Source organism: Streptosporangium heterodermiicola, assembly GCF_051390675.1.
Classification (GTDB): Bacteria; Actinomycetota; Actinomycetes; order Streptosporangiales; family Streptosporangiaceae; genus Streptosporangium.
Window position 1 is genome coordinate 486,786 of record NZ_JBPJSR010000003.1, and the last position, 21,070, is coordinate 507,855.

At 71.2% G+C, this 21,070-nt stretch carries 14 protein-coding genes; 4 read left to right on the forward strand and 10 right to left on the reverse strand.

The annotated features are described in order from the left end of the window. Nucleotides 1-974: 974 nt before the first annotated feature. Together ACSC1Q_RS09495 and ACSC1Q_RS09500 are read right to left on the reverse strand one after the other, a co-directional pair. Complete coding sequence (locus ACSC1Q_RS09495; RefSeq protein ID WP_436758277.1) at nt 975-4,007, reverse strand: AfsR/SARP family transcriptional regulator; 3,033 nt, start codon at nt 4,005-4,007, stop codon at nt 975-977. A gap of 286 nt (nt 4,008-4,293) precedes the next feature. Next, nucleotides 4,294-5,352, reverse strand: coding sequence for a TrmB family transcriptional regulator (locus ACSC1Q_RS09500; protein ID WP_436758278.1), 1,059 nt, complete (start codon nt 5,350-5,352; stop codon nt 4,294-4,296). A gap of 121 nt (nt 5,353-5,473) precedes the next feature. Here ACSC1Q_RS09500 and ACSC1Q_RS09505 point away from each other — a divergent pair, with 121 nt between their 5' ends. Next, nucleotides 5,474-8,818, forward strand: coding sequence for a S8 family peptidase (locus ACSC1Q_RS09505; protein WP_436758279.1), 3,345 nt, complete (start codon nt 5,474-5,476; stop codon nt 8,816-8,818). 140 nt (nt 8,819-8,958) lie between these two features. On the opposite strand, the gene ACSC1Q_RS09510 is transcribed toward ACSC1Q_RS09505, so the two are convergent. Continuing rightward, nucleotides 8,959-9,585 (reverse strand): transcriptional regulator, encoded by a 627-nt coding sequence (locus ACSC1Q_RS09510; RefSeq protein ID WP_436758280.1) that lies wholly within the window; start codon nt 9,583-9,585, stop codon nt 8,959-8,961. A 17-nt stretch (nt 9,586-9,602) separates the two neighbouring features. Between ACSC1Q_RS09510 and ACSC1Q_RS09515 the strand changes: the two genes are divergently transcribed. Then, nucleotides 9,603-11,336 carry a pyruvate, phosphate dikinase gene (locus ACSC1Q_RS09515; RefSeq protein WP_436758281.1) on the forward strand — a complete coding sequence of 578 codons (1,734 nt, stop codon included), beginning with the start codon at nt 9,603-9,605 and terminating at the stop codon, nt 11,334-11,336. A gap of 219 nt (nt 11,337-11,555) precedes the next feature. On the opposite strand, the gene ACSC1Q_RS09520 is transcribed toward ACSC1Q_RS09515, so the two are convergent. The 4 genes from ACSC1Q_RS09520 to ACSC1Q_RS09535 form a co-directional block, all read right to left on the reverse strand. Then, complete coding sequence (locus tag ACSC1Q_RS09520) at nt 11,556-12,227, reverse strand: hemerythrin domain-containing protein (protein ID WP_436758282.1); 672 nt, start codon at nt 12,225-12,227, stop codon at nt 11,556-11,558. A 1,978-nt stretch (nt 12,228-14,205) separates the two neighbouring features. Beyond that, nucleotides 14,206-14,631: a hypothetical protein gene (locus ACSC1Q_RS09525; protein WP_436758283.1), complete on the reverse strand. Its 426-nt coding sequence runs from the start codon at nt 14,629-14,631 to the stop codon at nt 14,206-14,208. A 401-nt stretch (nt 14,632-15,032) separates the two neighbouring features. Continuing rightward, a complete protein-coding gene (locus tag ACSC1Q_RS09530) occupies nt 15,033-16,307 on the reverse strand; it encodes an esterase-like activity of phytase family protein (protein ID WP_436758284.1) in 1,275 nt (424 codons plus the stop codon). 223 nt (nt 16,308-16,530) lie between these two features. Continuing rightward, entirely contained in the window at nt 16,531-17,016 is a 486-nt protein-coding gene (locus ACSC1Q_RS09535; protein WP_436758285.1) for a hypothetical protein, read from the reverse strand. Between the two features lie 219 nt (nt 17,017-17,235). On the opposite strand from ACSC1Q_RS09535, the gene ACSC1Q_RS09540 reads away from it, so the two are divergent. Further along, nucleotides 17,236-17,700, forward strand: coding sequence for a MaoC family dehydratase (locus ACSC1Q_RS09540; RefSeq protein ID WP_436758286.1), 465 nt, complete (start codon nt 17,236-17,238; stop codon nt 17,698-17,700). A gap of 188 nt (nt 17,701-17,888) precedes the next feature. Here the strand turns inward: ACSC1Q_RS09540 and ACSC1Q_RS09545 are convergent, their stop codons facing one another. From ACSC1Q_RS09545 to ACSC1Q_RS09555, 3 genes are all read right to left on the reverse strand, one after another. Beyond that, the gene (locus ACSC1Q_RS09545; RefSeq protein WP_436758287.1) at nt 17,889-18,524 is read right to left on the reverse strand and encodes a response regulator; all 636 of its coding nucleotides are present in this window, start codon (nt 18,522-18,524) and stop codon (nt 17,889-17,891) included. Nucleotides 18,525-18,717: 193 nt separating this feature from the next. After that, a complete protein-coding gene (locus tag ACSC1Q_RS09550) occupies nt 18,718-19,845 on the reverse strand; it encodes a sensor histidine kinase (protein WP_436758288.1) in 1,128 nt (375 codons plus the stop codon). Between the two features lie 166 nt (nt 19,846-20,011). Further along, entirely contained in the window at nt 20,012-20,641 is a 630-nt protein-coding gene (locus ACSC1Q_RS09555; protein WP_436758289.1) for a nitroreductase family protein, read from the reverse strand. A 91-nt stretch (nt 20,642-20,732) separates the two neighbouring features. Between ACSC1Q_RS09555 and ACSC1Q_RS09560 the strand changes: the two genes are divergently transcribed. Then, nucleotides 20,733-21,032, forward strand: coding sequence for an ArsR/SmtB family transcription factor (locus ACSC1Q_RS09560; protein WP_436758290.1), 300 nt, complete (start codon nt 20,733-20,735; stop codon nt 21,030-21,032). Nucleotides 21,033-21,070: the final 38 nt, after the last annotated feature.

Here is a 21,070-nt window from a genome sequence, read left to right on the forward strand (position 1 = left end):
TGCCTAGATCACAACATGCCGCGTCGGTGGCGTCAAGATTTCCATGAGCCCGGCTCGTGTTTTTTTCAGGAGTTCAGGAGATCACGTATCGGCCCGATTGCCAACCACTCATTTGCTTGTTCGGAGGGTGTGCGGTGATCGGCCGGACCGGGCCGGACCGGGCTGGACCGGAGCACGCGGACCTGCGCACCGGCGGCTCACCGGTCGGCGACGACCGCTTTCGCGCGGTGTACAAGCCGTGCCGATGCCCCTGCCCGGCACGCGGACCCGGTACGCGGAAGAGCCCCGCCTCCACGAAGGGGACGGGTGCTCTCGCGCGTACGGGTTACGGGCGCGTTACGGGTCAGGGGGCCTTCGTCCGCGTCGGGACGGGGGTCGGCCTCAGGATGGGCCTCACCGTGGGGTGAGGGCCGGCGCGGGCGACGCGACGAGTGCGCCGACGATGCCCGGCACGATCGCGGTCATCCGGGTGACATCGTGCTCCGTGTCGTCGCCCGCCTCCGGGGCGAACATCCCGCCGAGCGTGGTCTCGTACCCCGGGGCAGGACGGGGCGGGACGGCACCGAGCCGGAGGCCGGTGCGGACGGCGACCGCTGCGGGAGGTCGCCGTCCGCACGCGACGGCTGGGCCCGCGACGACCGCCGCGGGGAGGTCGCCACCGGTTGGTGATCACGATTTCGTACGTGCCGGCGGTGCGCGACGCCCCTACGGTCGCGCCTTGTCACGGCACCGTGATCTAGGTCTCATACGGGAGAGGGCTGAACGTCCGGTCACCGCCGCGCTGTGGTGATCATGGTTCCTCCCGAAGGGCCGGGCCGGGGAGACCGGCTACCGAGATCGTGCCATCGGCTCGGATAGGCGCCGTATATGTCACGTATACGCGGCTGACCGCGAGACCGGATCGTCGCGTTCGCGTTCGATGCCGAGGCCCCGCCTCCCGGGAAGCGGGTCGGCTGGACGGGCGGAGAGGACGGTCAGCCGGCCGGGGCGGCGCCGAGCCGGTCGAGGTGGTCGCGTACCACTCCGGCCTTGCGGTGCCTTAGGTCCTCGAAGAGGGCCAGGGCGGCCTCAAGATGGGCGACCGCCTCCCCGGTGCGCTCCAGCGAGGCCCGCGCGAGGCCGAGCGCCTCGTGCGCCTCCGCCCGCAGCAGGGTGTCACCGGTCCGGGTGGCGAGGGAGAGGGCGCGCTCCCCGCACGACGCCGCCTCCTCGCGGGCGCCCATGTCGTGGTGCAGCGCGCTCATGCTGACCAGGATCTGGGCGATGTCCCGGTCACCGCAACTCGTCTCGCTGATCTCCAGGGAGGTCAGGTAGTGGCTCATGGCCTGGGGGAGGCGCCCGGCGAGGTGGTGGGCCTCACCCAGGTTGCTGTGCAGCAGGGCGGTGAAGTGGTGGGCGTCCGCCAGGTGCGCTGCCAGGGAACCGGCCTCCTCCAGCCACCGGATCGCCTCCTCCGGGCGGTGGGCGTTGACGCACACGGCGGCGAGGTTCAGCAGGGCCGTGGCCGCTCCCAGGGTGTCCCCGAGCCGGAGCCGGAGCCGGTGCGCGCGGTGACAGGCGGAGACGGCGCGCTCCGTGTCGCCCAGCAGGCTGTGCACGATGGCGAGCCGGCCCGTGACCATGGCCTCGCCCGCGGGGTCTCCGGCCGTCGCGGCGGCCTCCGCCGCGACGGTGTAGAGGTCGGCCCACTGTCTCGCGTGGTGGCGCCGGTTCAGCCACCCGAACATGGCCGCCGCGATCCGCCAGGCGAGTGCCGGATGCGATTCCGCCGCTCGCCGTACCGCGGCGTCGAGGTTCGCGGCCTCCGCGTCGAACCAGGCCAGGGCCGACGCCGCGTCGGCGAACCCCACGGGCCGGGTCGGGGAGTCGAAGTTGGGCCGTTCCTTCGGCCGGAGGACCCGGTCGGCCGCGTTGGCGGCGTCGCGGTACCAGGTGAGCAGCGCGGTCACGCCTCGCTCCCGCTCGCCCGCGTCCTCCTCGGCGAGGCATCGCTCACGGGCGTAGATCCTCACCAGGTCGTGCATCGCGTAGTGGTCACCGGAGACGGGCGCGAGCAGGTGGACGGACACGAGCTGGTCGAGCAGCCCCCGTGTCTCGTCGGCCGTCGTGCCCGACAGGACCGCGGCGACGGCGAGTGACGGCTCGGGGCCGGGATGCAGCCCGAGCAGCCGGAACATCCGGCGGACCGGTTCGCCCAGCGGGCGGAGCGAGGCGCGCAGGACCGCCCGGATCGATACCTCGTGCTCGTCGACGGCGAGCCTGTCCAGGCGTACGCGCTCGTCGGTCATCTCCGCGACCAGCGCGGGCAGGGCCGAGTCGTACGCCGACATCTCCAGGCGGGAGGCCGCGATCCGGAGGGCGAGGGGGATGCGGTCGCACAACTCGGCGAGCTCTTCCGCGCCGGGGACGTCGCTCGTGACGTCGCTCGTGACGTCGCTCGTGACGTCGCCTATGACGCTGTCCGTGATGCCTCGTGTGACACCGTCCGGGGCGTCGTTCGTGGCACTGCCCATGATGCCGTCTGTGCCGCTGTTCGTGGCAGTGCTCGTGGCAGTGCCCGAGACAGTGCCACGAGCAGTGCCCGTGGGGCCGCTCGTGGTGCTTCTCGTCCGGGTGAGCCGGTCTTTGAGCAGGGCGACGGCGTCGGCCACCGGCAGCGGGCCGAGCGGGATCCGCGGGACGCCGTGCGTGGTGGCGAGCCCGTCCAGGCGGAGCCGGCTGGTGATAAGGGTCAGGCCCGGCGCGGCCCCGGGGAGCAGCGCGCGCGCCTGCGCGGCCGAGGCGGCGTTGTCGAGCACGATCAGCATCCGCCGGTCGGCCACCAGCGACCGGAACACGGCGGCCCGCTCCTCGGTGTCGGCGGGGATCCGCCACGACGGGACGTCCAGGGTGCGCAGGAAACGCTCCAGCACCAGGCCCGCGTCCAGCGGCCTGCCGACCCCGAACCCGCTCAGGTCCACGAAGAACTGCCCGTCGACGAACAGGTGACGCGTGAGGTGGGCCCACCGGACCACCAGGGCCGTCTTGCCCACTCCCGGTGGTCCCACGACGGCGACGACCCGGGCCTCCTCGCCGGTCCCCGCCGCGATCTCGTCCAGGTGCGCGAGCTCACCGTCGCGCCCCACGAACCCGAGCGGCCTCGCCGGTAGCTGGGCGGGCACCACCCGGTGGCCGGACACGGGCGGACGCGCCGAACTGGCACGGGCGTCCGCCTGGGGCGGCCGGATCCCGGCCGTGTCCCAGGGCGGCCGGATCCCGGCCGTGTCCCACAGCCGTGGGTCGGCGGTGAGGATGGCCCTCTCCATCGCGCGCAGTTCCCTGTTGGGCTCCAGTCCCAGTTCGTCCGCGAGGATCCCGCGCGCCCGCCGGTAGGCCTCCAGGGCCTCCGCCTGGCGGCCGGACCGGTAGAGCGCGAGCATCAGGTGCGACCACAGCCGCTCGCGGAAGGCGTTCCGGTTCACCAGCGCCGTCAGCTCGGCCACCAGGGAGGCGTCCCGCCCCAGGCGCAGGTCCGCCTCTATCCGCCGCTCAAGGGCCACCATGCGCCATTCCTCCAGGCGGGACCGCTCCTCGCGCAGGGCGGACTCGGCGGGCAGGTCGCAGAACGGGGACCCCTGCCACAGCTCCAGCGCCTCGCCGAGCGACCGCCGGGCTCCGGTGGCGTCGTCCGCCGCCAGGGCCGTCTGCCCGTCGTGGACGAGCTCGACGAAACGGCAGGCGTCGACCTCGCCGCAGTCGGCGTCGAGCCGGTACCCGGCGCGGCCCTCGCGCAGGATCCGGTCGGCCCCCAGGACCACGCGCAGGCCGCGCGCGTAGAGCCGGATGTTCGCCTCCGCGGAGGGCGGGGGCGCGGATCCCCACAGCGCGTCTACCAGGTGGTCGACGGAGACGAAGCCGTGCGGGTGGCCGAGCAGCACCGCGAGGAGCAGCCGTTGCTTGGGCGGCCCCAGCGCCGGGGAGGCGTCGCCCGACCGGACGCGCAACGGGCCCAGAACCTTGAACTGCACAATCACGCTCCTTCCGCGCGCCGCGTACGGCCCCGCCGCGGACGGCCGCCGCGACGGCGCTTCCCGGCGTCGGCGGCGCGGGATCACGCGGGTACGGCTACCGCGCCCTCGGCGAGTGCTGCGCCGGCGACCGAACTCAGGTGGTGATCATGGGCCAAAGCGTAGACCAAACCACGGCGGCCGGCGGGTCATCCCGAGTGGCGGCCGGAGCGGCTTCCGGGGCGCCGCAGCTCGAAGGGTCAACGAGCTCGAAAGCTCGAAGGTTCGAAGGCCCTCTCCGGGAGGGTCACACGAGGCCCCGGCGGCTCGCCTGGGCGCCCGCCTGGAAGCGGGTCTCGGCGTTCAGCTCGTCCAGGAGGTGGCGCAGGCGGCGGCGGAGGCTGCGCGGGCTGGTACCGAGCTGGCGGGCGATGGCGTCGTCCTTGAGCCCGGTCGAGAGCAGCGTCAGGAGCCGCCGGTCCTCCGGGTCGAGCTCCGCCCACTCCTTCTCCCCGTCCCGGCAGGGCTCCCCGTCCCGGCAGGGCTCCTCGTCCCGGCGGGGTTCGCCGGCGGGCTCCGGAGCGCCGTCACGGGACGCGGGCTGCGGGTAGATGGGAAGCGCCTCCCGCCACATGCGCTCGAACAGCTCGACCAGGGCCACCACCATGGTGGACCCCTTGATCAGCACGCCGCGCGTCAGCGGCAGGTCCATGTGCAGCGGCATGACCGCCTGCCGCCGGTCGACGAGCGCCATCTTGAACGGCAGTTCGGGCAGGACCCGCGCCTCCTCGCCCGCCTTGACCAGGCTGCCCACCTCGTCGAGCGCCCCCGCGTGGTCGAACGCCTCGGGCACGTAGATGGTCCGGTAGCGGACGCCCTCGCGGAGCAGGCCGGTCTGCACCGGGTTGTGATAGTCCAGCACGTACGGAGGCCGGTCGAAGGTCAGCACCTCCTCCTTGGCCTCCTGCTGCAGCCGGACGTACGACCTGGCCTGCTCCTCCGGCCCCGCCAGGACCTCGAACTGGCCGCCCTCCTCCAGGTCCTGACCGGCGGTGCGGAAGGTCTCCTCCAGCTGGTCGGCGGTGTCGGTGAGCCGGTCGAGGTTGGTCTGCATGCCGCGTACCAGCGAGCGGATGGCGGTCCCCGGGTTCGTCGCGGTCCAGCGGGGCGACCGTCCCCACAGGCGGCTGACCAGGCCCTTGGCGCGGAGCCTGGTCAGCGACGTCTGGATGCGCCCCGAGCTCTCCCCGCTCCTCATGACGAGCTCCCGCACCGTGATGCCGGGACAGGCGAGCACCTCTCGGTAGATCCGCTCGTCGAACGCGCTGATCCCCACGACCGCCAGCGCCGGACCGTCATCAAGCATGCCTACGAGCTTGGCCATTTTCGGCAGTTGCCGCAATAGGCCACACGAACCTCCTTGTCACCAAAATTCGCATACCGTTAGAAATCGGGATGTGCTTCAGAGAACCGTCCTTATCGGCAGTGTGGTAACGGCCCTGACAGCGGCCGCCACGCCGGTCCAGGCGACCCCCACCCCAGCCCCCACCCCCAAGGCCTCGGCTTCCTCCTCCCAGGCCGTGCAGGCCGCCCCCGCGAAGGCCGGACCGCCCAAGACGATCACTCTCATCACCGGCGACAAGGTCACGCTCCGCTCGCTCCCCAACAGGCAGACCCAGCTCGACGTCAAGCCGGGACCCGGCCGGGAGAAGATCAACTTTGTGCACCGCCGGGCCGGGGAAGGGCTCAGCATCGTCCCCGTGGACGCGATGCCCCTTCTGGCCGCGGGCAGGCTGGACCCCCGGCTGTTCGACGTCACCCGGCTCGCCGAGCTCGGCTACGACGACGCCGCCAGCCCGGCGCTCCCGCTCATCGTGACGTACTCCGGCCAGACCGACGTCGCCACGCTGCGCGTCGCGGGCGGGCGCCCGCTGCCCGCGGTCAACGGCGTCGCCCAGAGCGAGCCCCGAGCCGCCGCGGGCACGCTCTGGAAGTCGCTGTCAGGGCAAACGCCAGGGCAAACGTCCGGGCAGGCGTCCGGGCAGGCCAGGGCGGCGTCCGAACCCGAGAAGATCTGGCTGGACGGCAAGGCCAGGCTCTCCCTCGACGTCAGCGTCCCGCACATCGGCGCGCCCAGGGCCTGGGAGGCCGGTTACACCGGCAAGGACGTCACCGTCGCGGTGCTCGACAGCGGCTACGACCCCGACCACCCCGACCTGCGGGGCCTGGTCACCAAGACCGAGAACTTCACCGCCGAGCCCGACGTCCGCGACCTCAACGGCCACGGCACCCACGTCGCCTCCACGATCGCCGGATCCGGCGCCGCCTCCGGCGGCAGGTACAAGGGCGTCGCCCCCGGCGCGAAGCTGCTGATCGGCAAGGTCTGTCAGCAGGACGGAAACTGCCCGGACTCCGGCATCATCGAGGCCATGACCTGGGCGGCGGAGAACGGCGCCCGCGTCGCCAACCTCAGCCTCGGCGGCCCCGACATCCCCGGTGTCGACCCGCTTGAGCAGGCCGTCAACACGCTCTCGGAGCGGTACGGCACGCTGTTCGTCATCGCGTCGGGCAACGACGGCCCCCAGACGCTCGGCTCGCCGAGCAGCGCGGACCGCGCGCTCTCGGTCGGCGCCTCCTACCGCGACGCCGACACGGTCACCCAGTTCAGCAGCACCGGGCCGCGCGTCGGCGACGCCGCGGTCAAGCCCGACCTGATCGCGCCGGGCGCGGGCATCGTCGCGGCCAGGGCCGGGGGCACCTCGGCGGACGACTCGTACACGGAGATGAGCGGCACGTCCATGGCGACCCCGCACGTGACGGGAGCGGCGGCGATCGTCGCCGGACGGCACCCCGAGTGGAAGGCCGGCCAGATCAAGGCGGCGCTGATGGCCTCCACCGCGCCCGGCGACGAGCTCGGCGCCTACGTCCAGGGCTCCGGCCGCGTGGACGTCGCCCGCGCCGTCGGCCAGCAGGTCACGGCCGAGCCCGCCTCGCTGAGCCTGGGAGAGATCGAGCTGCCCGCCTCCGCGCCCAGGAAGGGCACGCTCACCTACCGCAACGACGGCGACGCCGCCGTACGGCTGGACCTGAGCGTGAAGGCCAAAAACGGTCAGGGCGAGACGGTGACGCCGTTCGAGCTCGGCGCCACCACGGTGGAGATCCCCGCGCACGGCACCGCGCGGGTCGAGGTGACCGCCGAGCCGGGCGCGATCGGCATGTACAGCGGCACGGTCATCGCCGCCAACGCCGAGGTCTCCGTGCGTACCGGCATCGGCATGCGGGTCGAGCCGGAGAAGCGCGGCCTCAAGCTGGCCTTCACCGGCTCGGACGGGCGGCCCGCGCGGAACTCCTTCGCCGGGTTGATCGACCTCGACACCAAGGAGCAGGTCAACTACGACATCTCCGGCGGCACGCTGGACCTCAGGCTGCGGAAGGGAAGCCGTTACACGATCGTCGCCCTCATGCTCGACCACGACGGCACCCTGGTGATGTCCGCGGAGCCGGAGTTCACCCTCGACGCCGACCGCACCGTCACCGCCGACGCCCGCAAGGCCAGGCCGGTGGACGTACGCACCGAGGAGCCGACCGCGCGACTGGCCATCGGCATGCTCGGCATGATCCAGCTCGCCGACGGCGTCCAGCCGATGGGCGTGGACGTCGAGCTGGCGGACAGGTGGGGCGCGGACCGGATCGAGGGCATCAGGGCCATCCCCACGACCCGTACCGTGAGCAAGAACTTCGCCTACTATCGCTGGACGCAGTGGGCCAAGCCGAAGGGCGACGGCACCTACGACGACAGCCCGTACTTCTACCACCTGATGAAGGCCGAGCCGCGCATCCCCGCCGACCCCGGCTACCGCCCGCGCGGCCGAGACCTCGCCAAGGTCACCTCCACGTACGCCACCCAGAACGACGCCAAGTTCGGCGAGCACTTCGCCCTGCCCGTGCTGTACGGGACGGAACTGGCCTGGATGCCGTACGGCGACGTGTCCCACTTCCCCCTCCCGTTCCGGCGGACCGAGTACTACACGCCCGGCGACACCGGCTGGTACCCGTCCTTCATCCAGTACAAGGCCCTGGACGTCTGGGACAACATCGACCAGTTCTTCTTCGGCGAGACCACCGTCTACCGCGCCGGTCAGAAGATCTCCGACCGCTGGAACAACGGCGTCTTCGCGGCCGGGTTCCTGCCCGGCGGGGACTACTCCAGGCGCGAGGACGACATGCTCCAGTTCGCCACCGGGCTGTTCGAGGACAGCGTGCCCGAACGCAACTCCTACGGCGAGTACACCGCCCCGCGGGCCAAGCTCTACCGCGACGGCGAGGAGATCTACAGCGACACCTACCTGCCCGGCGTCATCGAGGTGCCCGCCGACAAGAAGGAGAGCGAGTACCGGCTCGCCGTGACCGCCGACCGCGACCCGGCCATGACCAAGTTCTCCACGAAGGTCAGTGCCGAATGGCGGTTCAGGTCCAAGACCCCCGAGAAGGGCAGGCTGTCGACGCTTCCGCTGATGGTCGTCAGGATGAGCCCGGAGCTGGACGACCGCAACCGCGCGGGCACGGGCCACACGCGCGTCCCGCTGCGGATCCAGCGCCAGGCGGGCTCACCCGACCTGAAGGTGAGCAGGCTCTCCGCGGAGATCTCCTACGACGACGGCCGCACCTGGTGGCCCACACTGGTGCTTCCGACCGGCAAGGGGACCTGGTCCGCCGAGACCTGGAATCCGGCCGGCACGCGCGGCAAGTTCGCCTCGCTGCGCGTGAAGGCCGTCGACACCGGCGGCAACGCCTTCACCGAGACCGTCATCAGGGCGTACGGGATCAGGTGAGCCCCGGGTAACCCGGGTGAGCCGACGGGACCCCGCCGCGTCCTCCGGACGCGGCGGGGTTCTCGCCGTGTCCGACGGGTTCGAGGACGGCCGCCGGAACACGGCGGCGGCGCGGGGGGTCTCCGGAGGGGCTGAACGGCTCAGTGTCGCGGGATGCCCAGGGTGACGAGCAGGTCCTCGTGAAGCTGGAACCACACGGTGTGGTAGGACTCCATGTCGTCCGACACGTAGTCCAGCGCCCCGGACCTGGCACGGGTGAGCGCGGTGGTGAGCCTGGCCCGATACCGCCGGAACCGGAGCATCGACGCGAACAGGTCCGCGCAGGCGCCGTCGGCACGCCGGTCGAGGTCCGCGAACCGGTCCAGGAGCCGTGAGTCGTAGGCGGGGTCGGTGTGGTCGTTCGGCACCGCGACGCCGTCGACGGATCGCAGCTGCCACGCCGTGCAGAGATCGAGCAGCTCCGGATTGAGCACGAGGAAGCCGTCGTACGCCCTGGACACCGTGGCCCGGGTGCCCGCCGCGTCCAGCTCGGCGGAGATCCGTTCGGCGTCCGCGGCGACACCGGCCTCGGTGAGCCCCCACCCGCCGAAGTCACCCGAGGCGTGCGTGACGAGGCCGGCCACCGCGAGGTCGATCAGCTCGGACTCGACGTCGGCCTCGGGAAGCCCCACCGTCCGGGCCACGCGGGGGAGGCCGGCGAACCCGATGCAGCGAAGCGCATGGAGCGTCAACAGGTCGACACTGGTCGAATGGGGCGGCTTCGGCACGCCGATATGCTACATGGATGGCCTGGATTCACCCGGTTTCCGCAGAGGTCGAGGAGACCGCGAGCGTCCTCGGCGGCAAGGGGTACGGCCTCGTCGTGCTGCGACGTCTCGGCGTGCCGGTCCCCCCGGGGTTCGTCATCGGCACCGCCGCGTGCCGCGCCTTCCTCCGCGACGGGGAGCTTCCCGGCGGCCTCGACGCCGAGCTGGCGGCCGCCGTCTCCGATCTCGAAGCCGCCACGCGACGGCGCCTTGGCGGGCCCGACCTGCCACTGACGGTGTCGGTCCGCTCGGGCGGCGGCGTGTCGATGCCCGGCATGATGAACACGATCCTCAACCTCGGTCTCACCGCCGAGACCACGGCGGGGCTGGCGGCCGAGACCGGCGACCCGCGGTTCGCGCTCGACTCCCGCCTGCGGTTCCTGTCCGGCTTCGCCTCGGCGGTCCTCGGCACGGAACCGGAACGCCTGGAAGCCGTCGCACGCGAGGCGGCCGAGCGCGCCGCCGGGAACGCCGGAGACGCCGGGGACGCCGGGAACAGGGCTGGGAACGCCGGGAACAGGGCTGGGAACGCCGGGAACAGGGCCGGAAACGAGGCCGGGAGCGAGTTCGGGAGCGAGGAGACGCGCCTCGCGTACGCGATCCGGGGAGTCGAGGACTTCATCCGCGAACGAGCCGGCGCACCGGTGCCGGACGACGCGATGGGGCAGCTGGAGCCGGCCGTCAGGGCCGTGTTCTCGTCCTGGGACACGCCGCGCGCCAGGACCTACCGCGAGCTGCACGACATCCCGCACGAGCTCGGCACGGCCGTCGTCGTGCAGGCCATGGTGTTCGGGAACCGCGACGACCACAGCGGCACCGGTGTCGCGTTCAGCCGCGACCCCAACACCGGCGAGAGGGTCCCGTTCGGTGAGGTCCTCTTCGGCCGCCAGGGCGAGGACGTCGTCTCCGGGAGGTCGGTGACCCGGCCGCTGGCCGAGCTGGCCGAACGGGAGCCGGTCGTGTGGGCCGGTCTCCTGGAGGCCATGGGCCGGATCGAGGGGCACTACCGCGACACCTGCTACGTGGAGTTCACCTTCGAGGCGGGCGAGCTGTGGATCCTGCAGGTGCGGCCCGGCAACCTCGTCGGGCGTGCCGCCGTCCGCGTCGCGGTGGACCTGGCCGACGAGGGCGTCATCGGCCGTGGCGAGGCGCTGCTCCGGGTCTCCCCGCACCATCTTCGCCACGCTCGTACGCCCAGGGTCGAGACGGCCGACGCGGGTGACGTCCTCACCCGGGGGCTGGGCGCCTGCCCGGGGGTCGCGGTCGGCAGGGTGGCGACCACCGCCGACAGGGCGGCGCGGATGGCCGCCGACGGCCCGGTCATCCTGGTGCGCCCGCACACCTCCCCGCTCGACATGCACGGCCTGGCCGCCGCCGTGGGGGTCGTCACCGCCAGTGGCGGACCGGCCAGCCACGCCGCCGTCGTCGCGAGGGCGATGGGCAAACCCGCCGTCGTGGGGGCCGCGGACCTCACGGTCGACGTCGCCGCCGCCCGCGTGCGAGCCGGTGGGCGCGCCTTCCCCGAAGGCACGCTCATCACCATCGACGGGACCGGCGGAGAGGTCCTCGTCGGCAGTCACCGCGTAGCCACGGCCACGACCGACTCCCACCTGCACCGCCTGCTCGCATGGGCCGACGAGGTCTCGGGCGACGCCTCGGACCGCGACGAGATGGAACGCCTCATGGCGGCCCGCGCGGTCCTGCCCGCCTGAGAAGACCCAGTCTGAGACGACTCGATCTGAGAGGACCCGATCTGAGACGACCCGGGGCTGACGGGGGCCTTCCCGTCCTGTTCCAGGTGTTCCATGCGTTCCGCGTGTTCCGCGTGTTCCGCGTCAAAGGGCGAGGCGTGCCTCCCCGCGCCTACCGCGCGTCCCATGACTCCCGTGACTTCCGGCGGGGGCTCGCCGGGTGGCCTCCGGGGGCAGGGCTCACGCCGCCAGCGGTCCCCGGAGACGCGACACCTGCTCGGCGTACTGGCGGCGGCCGACGGTTCTCCACAGCAGCCGGGCGAAGAGCGGCAACTTGCCGAGGAAGAACCCGCGCTCCTCCTGGTCGGCCTCCTCCAGGATCGCGCCCATCGAGATCAGCAGCTTCTTCTTGGGGATCTGTTCCACCGCGCGTGCGCCGACGGCCTCCCACTCCGCGACCGACATGTGCTCGGCGACGAGCGCCAGCACGTACCGCTCCTCGTCGTCCAGATGCTCGACCAGGGCGGTGCGGTGCTCCTCCATCGCGATCGCGAGTTTCTCGCCGGCTCCCTTCGAGGCGGTGAGCCGCCACTCGGGCAGCACCTCGGCGATCCGGGTCAGGGTCTCGGAGATCCGGTCGTGCTGCTCCTCCATCCGTACCACCATGTCCTTCTCCAGACGGACCCGCGACAGCAGGAGCGGCCACACCAGCTCGTCCTCGGCGCTGTGGTGGTGGTGCAGGCCCTCGGCGTAGTCGAGGTAGTGCTCGGCGATCTCGGCCGCGCGAGCCGTGTCGCCTTCGGGCACCGCCCGGACGAACCTGGGCATCAAACCGGACTCTCGCCGGAAGACACGGTGGACTACCACCATCTCGTGGGTGTACGGGCGGTCTGTGACATTCATCGCAAGCATCTTTCGTCCTTTGCCAGGGGCGGCGGACCCAGTCTGCGAGAACCGTCTTGGAACCGACTTGCCGTGCTCTTGGAAGGGGCTGGCGCCCGGCCGCCGGGCCGTGCGCCCGCGACGGCACGGCCACCGGGGTGATCTCCGGGTTCCGTCCCGGACAGATCACCCCGGTGGCCGTGCCGACCGGTTACGGCCGTGCCGTCATCGGGCCTCGTGGCGGTGCGGGCCGGTGCCGTACGGATTCCGTGTCCGTGTCCGTTTCCGCTTTCGCGAGGTCGTGCCCGTATCGAAGCGGCGTGCGCCCTGTCCCGCGCGGGTCAAGGAAGCACGCCGCCTGGCCACGCGCTACACGCATCCAACGCTTCCCGACACCTGGAGAACGTCGACGGCGCTGACCGGACCGGGGAGACAGAAAGGTCCGGGGACGCCGACGGGAGCGACGGGAAAGCTGACAGGCACGATCGGAAGGACGACAGGGGCGACGGCGCACACGGAAACGACCAGAGGACCGCCCAAGGCGCAATCCGGAGGGCTGGGCGGAGCCACGAGCGTCCCCGGTCCCGGAGGTCCTGCCGGGCCCGCAGGCCCTGCGGGTCCCGCGGGTCCTGCCGGTCCCGCCGGGCCGTCCGCTCCCGGAGGTCCCGCGAATCCGTCCGCTCCCGCCGGTCCTGCCGGTCCTGCTGGTCCGGAAGATCCTGCCGGTCCTACCCCGTTCGCTCCTGCCGGGCCTGCCGGTCCGGGGGGCCCCGCTGGTCCGGGAGGTCCTGCCGGTCCTGCCGGGCCTGCCGGTCCTACCCCGTTCGCTCCTGCCGGGCCTGCTGGTCCGGGAGGCCCCGCCGGTCCCGCTGGTCCGGCGGGGCCTGCCAGTCCCACTCCGTTCGCTCCCGCGGGTCCTGCTGGTCCAGGAGGCCCCGCCGGTCCCGCGGGTCCGGGGGGCCCTGCCGGTCCGGGAGGTCCCGCTGGTCCCGCGGGCCCTGCCGGACCGGCGGTGGTCCCGGTAGGAGTTCCGGTGGGCGTTCTGGTGGGCGCGACGGGCACACGGACAGGGACGGCGATCACCGCGTCATCGTCGTCGTCATCCCGGTCTCGGTCCCGCGCCCTGTCCCGGTCCCGGTCGTCGTTCCTGCCGCATCCGCCCCCGCCCCCGCCGCCTCCGCCTCCGCCGCGACCACCGGGGCAGTCGCAGTTACGGGCCCCGCCGGGGCATCGGCAGGGCCGGCACGGGCGGAGAAGCGGCTTCTCGCCGGGGTGCGCGGAATGTTGAAGGCGGGCCTTGCCGCCGGCCCCCCCGGTGTCGCCGTAGGGGGTGAGGTCGAGAAGGTTCGTCCCCCCGGCGGCGTTCGCCGGCACCTGGTTCGACGACACCATGAGGATGCCGGCCATCGCCGCGATGGCCAGAGCGCCGGCGCGCTTACCGGAAAGAGACGGCGCCCATCTGCTACTACGAGGAAGCACGTTATTTCCCCATATCATTGCTAATTCCGAAAAAACTCGGATCTGTCATTCGGTCACGGAAGTGACGCGGACAGGAGATACCCGAGGCTTATGCGGATAACGCGCCGCCATAGTTGAGGAAGAGCAAATAAACAGTGTTGTGAAAGAAAACCTGTGCCTCATCTATGATTTGGTAGTATTTGTAATGATTATTCATCCATGGTGTTCAAGGGGTGATTTCAAATAACCCACGGAAGAGGGGATGGGTCACAGGGGAAGGGTGAGTCGATGTGTGCCGTACCGGTGTGCACCGGTACGGCACATGCGTTTTCTTCTCCGGCTCGACGGCACCCGCTCCGGCACCGGGGTGATCGGCCGCTCTTCGTTCTCGTGCCGTACCGGACCCGCCGGATCTCGGTGACCGGTCCCCGTCTCGGCGGCGTACCGTCTCCTGCGCCTCGTTCCCGGGTCAGGCTCGGCCTCGTCGCTCGGCCTGGTCCTCGTCCTCTCGCGTCTTGTCACGGCTGGGACGGGAAGTCGCCCGTCGGGCTCACTTCTCGCGAACGATGATCTCCGGGAACGACGGGTCTTCCTGGAGTTCCCTCATCATCCGCTCGGAACGGGTGAGGCGCTCACGTCCGGCGGGTGCCGCGTTGTCACCCCTGCGTCCGCGGTAGCGGTCGTAGGGACGATCCTGGTAACGCTGCGACCTGCCCCGCCACCTGTCGGAGGGCCTCGGCTCGTGCCCGCGGTGCTGGCGGCGGGAGGGGTCGGGGCGGCCGGAGAACCGGTCGCCGGAAGTGCTGTCGGCATTCAGCTGTGAGATCGAGCCGAGCATCCGGTCCTGCCCGATGGTGGCGCCTGCCGGTACCTGGTTCGACGTCATGAGGATGCCGGCGACTGCCGCGATGGCGAGGACGCCCACCTGCCTGCCGGAGTTCGCCCCCGGTGTCCGTTCGCTCTTTCGAGGAAGCACGTTATTTCCCCATCTCATTTCTGGTTCCGAAAACATCTGATATCCCTCACTGCCCCATAAGTGACAGCAGGTAGGAGATACCCCTCGGACCATGAGATAGCGCATTGAAACGGTTGCGGCAGAGCAAATAAATGACGCCGTGAAGAATAATGAGATCTTATCTATTGCTATTTGCTGTTTTGTCGTAGTTATTCGTGTGGTGAGAGGTGGGGGCATCCGGAATCTCACCGGGCCGGATCACGCCAGGAGCGTGACGGCCCAGCGCCACCCCCTCGGGACAAGCGGCCCTCAGGACGAACGCCTCCGGTACGAGAGCAGGCTCCCGGAAAAGGGGCGAGCCCTTCCTCCCGGAAAGGGAGGAAGGGCTCGCGGAGAGGGTTGAGGGAGAAGGCTCGCCGACGTCACAGATAGACGCGGATGTCGGCCCGGAGCGGGCGCGACAGGCGCACGGTGATGAACTCGTTGTTGTCGGGCTTGCCCGGGGTACGGCCGGAGGAGGACGGGAAGTTGTTGTCGTCCAGCACGCCCAGGGTCCGGTCGTCGAGGATCACGACGTCCTCGATGGTCTGGAACGGGAAGCGGAAGGTCTCCCCGAACCCGCCCAGGCCGCGCGGGTTGGCCAGGTCGAGCAGGTCGGCGACGAGGGTCTTGCGCAGGTCCGCGTGGCGGGTGTCCACCATGTAGATGCGCTTGGTCTTGGCCGCGTCCCCCTGGAGGTTGTCGCGCTCGATGACGAGGAACCGGTACCGGTCGACCGCGATCATGTCGCCGATCGCGTTGTCGGGGCTCTCCAGCGTGTAGGTCCAGCGCTTGCCGGTGTAGGCCCGCCGGCGCAGGTCGAACTCGTTCATCCGCAGCGTCCCGGCGGTGTCGCCGGTCACGGTGCCTTCGAGCAGCGGGTACAACGTGCGGCCGTCGACCGAGCGCGCCATGCCCTCGAAGCCCTTGCTCCGCCCCAGGTTCGGCTGCTCGCCGTTGAGAGAGGGGTTCTCCGGGGCCTTCACACCGGGCAGCGGGATCGGGGCGTCGAGCAGCCTGCCCGACGAGGAGAAGTGCAGCAGGAACGGGCCGAACTCGTCCCCGATCCAGTAGGTGCCGTCGATGGTCCGTACGATCGACTCCACGTCGAAGTCGGCGCCGGTCAGCTTCCGGTCCGGCCGGGTCAGCGGCCAGGTGACGCGCCTGTCGGGGTCGCTCAGGTTGAACCCGCCCAGCACCGACACCTTCTCGCGGCGGAAGTCGGGCTTCACCCGGTGCACCCGCAGCAGGAAGTCGGCACTGTTGTCCTTGGCGCCGAAGCCGTTGTCGGACAGCACGTCGAAGGTGCCGTCGTGCCGCCGCACGATGCCGCTGAAGCCCTGCACCGGCTGCCCGGCGAACGGCGGGGTCACCCCGTTGACGGGAGCCGTGCCGAGCTTGGACCCCGACGGCTCGCTGCCGGGAACGAAGGTCAGCGCGGGCAGGGAGGCGAACCCGGTGAGCGTGGCGCGCCCGAACCCGGGGTGACCGGAGCCGGGGTGACCGGAACCCGGCCGCTGTGAATCCGTCTGCTGTGCGTCCGCCTGCTGGGTCCCGGCGCCGTCGGAGGTGGGCTGCCCGGGGTCGGCCACCGCCGGTGCGGACACCGCCAGTGCCAGCACGGCCGCGCCGATGGTGATCGTCATACGTCGTCTCATGGCGGCACGCTAGGGAGCCCGCGTGAACGGCCGGTGTTGCGCTGCGGGCCGTACAGCGAAAACAAGATGCGGACCGTACTAAATGCTGGAAGGAGGTGGCCGGAAAGCGGTGCGCCGGAGACAGATGAAAAGGGATGCAACAGAACGTGTCCCTGAAGCGTCCTTGGATGCGTGGAGTTCGCCGATTTCGTCGCCGCACGGCCAGAGCGCTGTACCGGTACGGCTACGTACTCACCGGGAACGCCGAGGACGCCGCCGACCTGACACGGGAGGCCCTCACGCGTCCGGGGGACGCGTGGCCGAGAGTGCGGAGGAGGGAGGATCCGGAAGGGCACGTCCGTACGACCGAGGAGGCGCAGGTCCGTACGCCGGCCAGGGCGGCGAGGTCCGCGCCCGAGCCGGTCGGGGACCTGGTGGTGACGATCGGCAGGAAGCGCCGGCGGCGCAGGCGCGCGCGGGCGCGGTCGGCGCTCGCGGTCGCGGTCGCGGGGGTGATCGCGGTGGTCGGGGACACCCTCCCCAGCAGGGGCGGAGAGGGTGTGAGCATGACCCCGGCGGCACCATCGGGCGACACGGGCGACACGGGCGACGCTGGCGAGGAGACCGGGCAGCCGTTCCAGAACGGGCCGGGAAGGGTGTGGACCCCGGAGGAGACCGCGCGGATCGAGATCCGGCCCGTCGAGGAGGTCTGGCCCGCGGCGGTCTCCACGATCCGGCGAGAGGACCGTCGAGGAGTGCGAGACGGTCGACGCCCCAAGCCTTCCCCGCCCGTCGGGCGCGGCCGTTCCCACCGGCGAGGCCACCGTGTGCACGAGGAGGGAAGCGGGCGGTGGCGAGGAGTTCACAGAAAAGTTCACGAAGGAGTTCACAGAGGAGTTCGCGGTGGTGAATCTTCTCGCCGTACCCTCAACGAAATAAAGTTCCGGACATGAGAACTTTCGCCAACATCACCGAGTTCAAGACCGCCGTCGGGGAGCACCTCGGCTATACCGAGTGGCGCGAGGTCACCCAGGAGCAGGTCAACCTGTTCGCCGACGCGACCGGCGACCACCAGTGGATACACGTGGACGTGGAACGGGCGAAGCAGGGGCCGTTCGGCGCCACCATCGCCCACGGATACCTGAGCCTGTCGCTGCTGCCCTCCCTGATGTCGGAACTGATCCAGGTGGGCGGCCTGGCCATGGGCATCAACTACGGGCTCAACAAGGTCCGCTTCCCCTCGCCGATCCCGGTCGGCGCGCGGATCCGCGCCGGAGCCGAGCTCGTCGATCTCAAGGGCACCCCCTCGGGCTACCTGTCGAACGTCCGCATGACCGTGGAGATCGAGGACGCGAAGAAACCGGCCTGCGTCGCGGAGACCCTCTCCCTGTACGTCCCCGCTGAAAACCCCTGACCGGGAACTCGTACGTCTCCGGGGAGGTCACCTGACCGGGGTTCCTACGGGACCGCCTTGCAGGGTTCCCACGGAAGACTCCTGACCAGGACGCGTCACTTCCCAACGGAGCGCCTTCGGGCTGGAAACGGAGCGCCTTCGGGTCGGAAGGGGCGCTTCCCGGCGGGGAGCCTCCGAGCGAGGACGGATCACCTCTCGGTGGAGAGCTCCTGGGCCAGGATCGCGGCCTGAACGCGACTGCGAAGACCCAGCTTGTTCAGCAACCGGCTGACATGGGTCTTCGTCGTCGCCTCCGCCATGTCCAGCTCCGCGGAGATCTCCGCGTTCGACAGGCCACGCCCGATGCAGGCCAGCACCTCACGCTCGCGCGGGGTGAGACCGCCGACCTCGTACGACCTGCGCTCGGGCACCGACGCGCCGAAGGCGGAGATCAGCCGCCGGGTGACCGCGGGCGCGATGAGCCCCTCGCCCCTGGCCACCACCCGTACCGCGTCCACCAGGGCGTCGGCGTCGGTGTTCTTGAGCAGGAACCCGGCGGCTCCGGCCCGCAGTGCCCCGAAGACGTACTCGTCGAGGTCGAACGTGGTCAGGATCAGCACGTCGGTGATCCCGCTCAGCTCGCGCGTCGCGGAGATCCCGTCCAGCTTCGGCATCCGGATGTCCATCAGGACCACATCGGGACGGAGGTCGAGGGCCATCGCGACGGCCTGCTCCCCGTTGGCCGCCTGGCCGACGACCTCGACGTCCTCGTGGCCGTCGAGGATGAGGACGATCCCGGCGCGGACCGCCGCGTGGTCGTCGGCGACGAGAACTCGGATGGTCATGCGATCTCCCGGGCGAACGGTCGGCTGGTCACGCGATCCCCCGGCTGGACATCCAGGCCGGTCACGTGATCCCCAGGCCGGACGTTCGGTCCGGTCACGCGGTTCCCCGGCTGGGCATCTGGTCCAGTCACGCGATTCCCCGGCTGGACGTCCAGGCCGGTCACGTGATCCCCTGGCTGGGCATCCGGTCCGGTCACGCGATCTCCCGGGTGGGCAGTTCGGCGTGGACGCGCCAGCCGTCGTCGTGCGGACCGGCCTCGAAGACCCCGCCGACGAGGGCCGTACGCTCCCGCATGCCGATGATCCCCGCACCCGCCCCGGGAAGCCCTCGCCCCGCGCCGTCGATCGGGTTGTCCACGGTCAGCGTGACCAGCCCCGGCCGGTAGCCGATCACCACGTCGGCGTCCTTGCCGCCGTGCTTGAGCGCGTTGGTCAGCGACTCCTGGACGATCCGGTAACCGGCCAGGTCGACCGAGGCGGGCAGCTCCCTGGCCTCGCCGTCCACGCGCATCCGGACGTCGAGCCCAGCCTCCCCCGCCCGCTCGGCCAGCTCCCCGGCCTCGGCCAGCCGCCGCCTGATCGCCTCCGGCTCCTCGCCGTCCTGCCGGAGCAGCCCGATCATGGCGCGCATCTCCGCCATGCCCTCGACGCTGTTCTCCCTGATGGACGCCAGCACCTCCCGTACGGCCCGCGCGTCCAGGTCCCTGCGGGAGAGGACGGCGGTGGACTGGATGGCGATCGCGCTGAAGTGGTTGGCGATCATGTCGTGCAGCTCCCGCGCCATCCGGGTCCGCTCGGCCTGCACAGCCGCCACCCGGTCCAGTTCCGCCAGCCGCGCCACCTGCTCGGCCCTCGCGCGCTCGGACAGCGCCTGGTCCTGCAGCTGCCGCGTGAGCATGGCGGTGAAGACGGGGGTCACCCCGACCAGGCCGCCCTGGACGAGGAAGATGGCGGCGGCCGACCAGTGCCTGAAGAGGGCCCCCGCGATCACGCCCGCCACGACGGCGATCACCGAGGTGATGCCGAGCATCCACCTGCCCAGCGCCCGCGGACCGTACCTGACCCCCGCGTAGAGGTTGTCCGTGACGATCAGGATCGTGCCCAGGGACGGGCCCATCGCGAAGTCGCCGAGGAAGGCCACGACCCCCAGCCCCAGCGAGAGCAGCGGCCTGCTCCGCCGTACCGCGACCCCCGCGCACGCGACCGCCAGCGGCCCGGCGAACAGCGGGGCGGAGGCCCACCGATGCTGGTAGGCGCCCGCGGCGAGCAGGAGGAGACCGCTGACGAAGCACGCCGCGGCCCACAGCGCGTCTCGTCTCATGCCTCCCATCTCACCACCCCGACACGGCCCGCGAGTCCGGCGCGGGACGGGTCACCCGTACACACAAGGATGTATCCGGCTCACAGGCATCTCATCAGCGCCGACGATGTCTCTCACGGAGAACGTCTCCCAAGGAGAGCCGTCGACGCCGGGAGCAGGGGTGGACTCACCAGCGATCCCAGTGCGTGACCTCCTCCATCGGCACCCTGCGCGCGGGCTTGAAGTCGGTCCCGATCGTGTAGGCCAGCGGGACGAACGCCACCTGCATCACCCTCTCGTACGGGATGCCGAGCACCCCGGCCGCCTCCCGTTCCAGGCGGAGCGGCCCCAGCCAGGCCGTACCCAGTGACCTGGCCCGCGCGGCCAGCATGAAGCTCCAGACGGCGGGCATGATCGAACCGAAGGTGTTGGCCTGCTCGTGCACGCTCGCTCCCTCGGTACGCCCCGTGATGCACGGGACGAGGAACGCCGGGACCTCGTGGATGTGCCGGTACAGATGATCCGCCCCCTCCCACACCCGCTCCATCGAGCCCGGGAACGCGTACGCCCGCCGCGCGTCCTCCTCCGGTATCGGGGTCCCGGGCAGGTTCATCCCCTCCCGCCACAGCGCCGCGATCCGCTCCCGTTGCTCCCGCTCGGTGACCACGACGAAGTGCCAGCGCTGGCGGTTGCGCCCGGTCGGAGCCTGTACGGCGAGCCTGAGGCACTCCTCGACGAGCTCACGGGGGACGGGCCGGGTGAGGTCCAGCCGCCTGCGCACGGCCCTGGTCGTGGAGAGCACGTCATCGGGGGTCATCCGGCCTCCTCATGGATTTCGACATGCATCGAATTGTGTGACCGGCTTCGATGGTTGTCAAAGTCTCGAAGTCCTCGGTTAGGATCGGCCCATGCGAGCCCTCCACCACCCGGACGTGGCCTCCGTCACACTCCCCGGCATGCTCAACGCCCTCGCCGACGAGGTCCGCCTCTCGGTCGTCCGCCAGCTCGCCGAGGCCGGAGGCGTGGTCTGCGGCCAGTTCGACGTCCCCGTGAGCATGTCGACCCTCTCCCACCACCTGAAGGTCCTCCGCGAGGCCGGCCTCCTCCGCGTCACCCCGGAAGGCAGCTTCCGCCGCCACGAGCTCCGCCTCGCCGAGATGGAGATCCGCTTCCCCGGCGTCCTCACCTCGATCCTCCAGGCCGCCTGACCCGCCGCCCCTCTCACGTCCTGCCGGATCCCCGTCCC

What these genes read in the sequence shown, in the direction of transcription:
- ACSC1Q_RS09500 (WP_436758278.1), bottom strand. Translation starts at nt 5,352, where the DNA reads ATGCTTGATGACGGTCCGGCGCTGGCGGTCGTGGGGATCAGCGCGTTC.
- ACSC1Q_RS09515 (WP_436758281.1), top strand. Translation starts at nt 9,603, where the DNA reads ATGGCCTGGATTCACCCGGTTTCCGCAGAGGTCGAGGAGACCGCGAGC.
- ACSC1Q_RS09520 (WP_436758282.1), bottom strand. Translation starts at nt 12,227, where the DNA reads ATGCTTGCGATGAATGTCACAGACCGCCCGTACACCCACGAGATGGTG.
- ACSC1Q_RS09530 (WP_436758284.1), bottom strand. Translation starts at nt 16,307, where the DNA reads ATGAGACGACGTATGACGATCACCATCGGCGCGGCCGTGCTGGCACTG.
- ACSC1Q_RS09540 (WP_436758286.1), top strand. Translation starts at nt 17,236, where the DNA reads ATGAGAACTTTCGCCAACATCACCGAGTTCAAGACCGCCGTCGGGGAG.
- ACSC1Q_RS09545 (WP_436758287.1), bottom strand. Translation starts at nt 18,524, where the DNA reads ATGACCATCCGAGTTCTCGTCGCCGACGACCACGCGGCGGTCCGCGCC.
- ACSC1Q_RS09550 (WP_436758288.1), bottom strand. Translation starts at nt 19,845, where the DNA reads ATGAGACGAGACGCGCTGTGGGCCGCGGCGTGCTTCGTCAGCGGTCTC.
- ACSC1Q_RS09555 (WP_436758289.1), bottom strand. Translation starts at nt 20,641, where the DNA reads ATGACCCCCGATGACGTGCTCTCCACGACCAGGGCCGTGCGCAGGCGG.
- ACSC1Q_RS09560 (WP_436758290.1), top strand. Translation starts at nt 20,733, where the DNA reads ATGCGAGCCCTCCACCACCCGGACGTGGCCTCCGTCACACTCCCCGGC.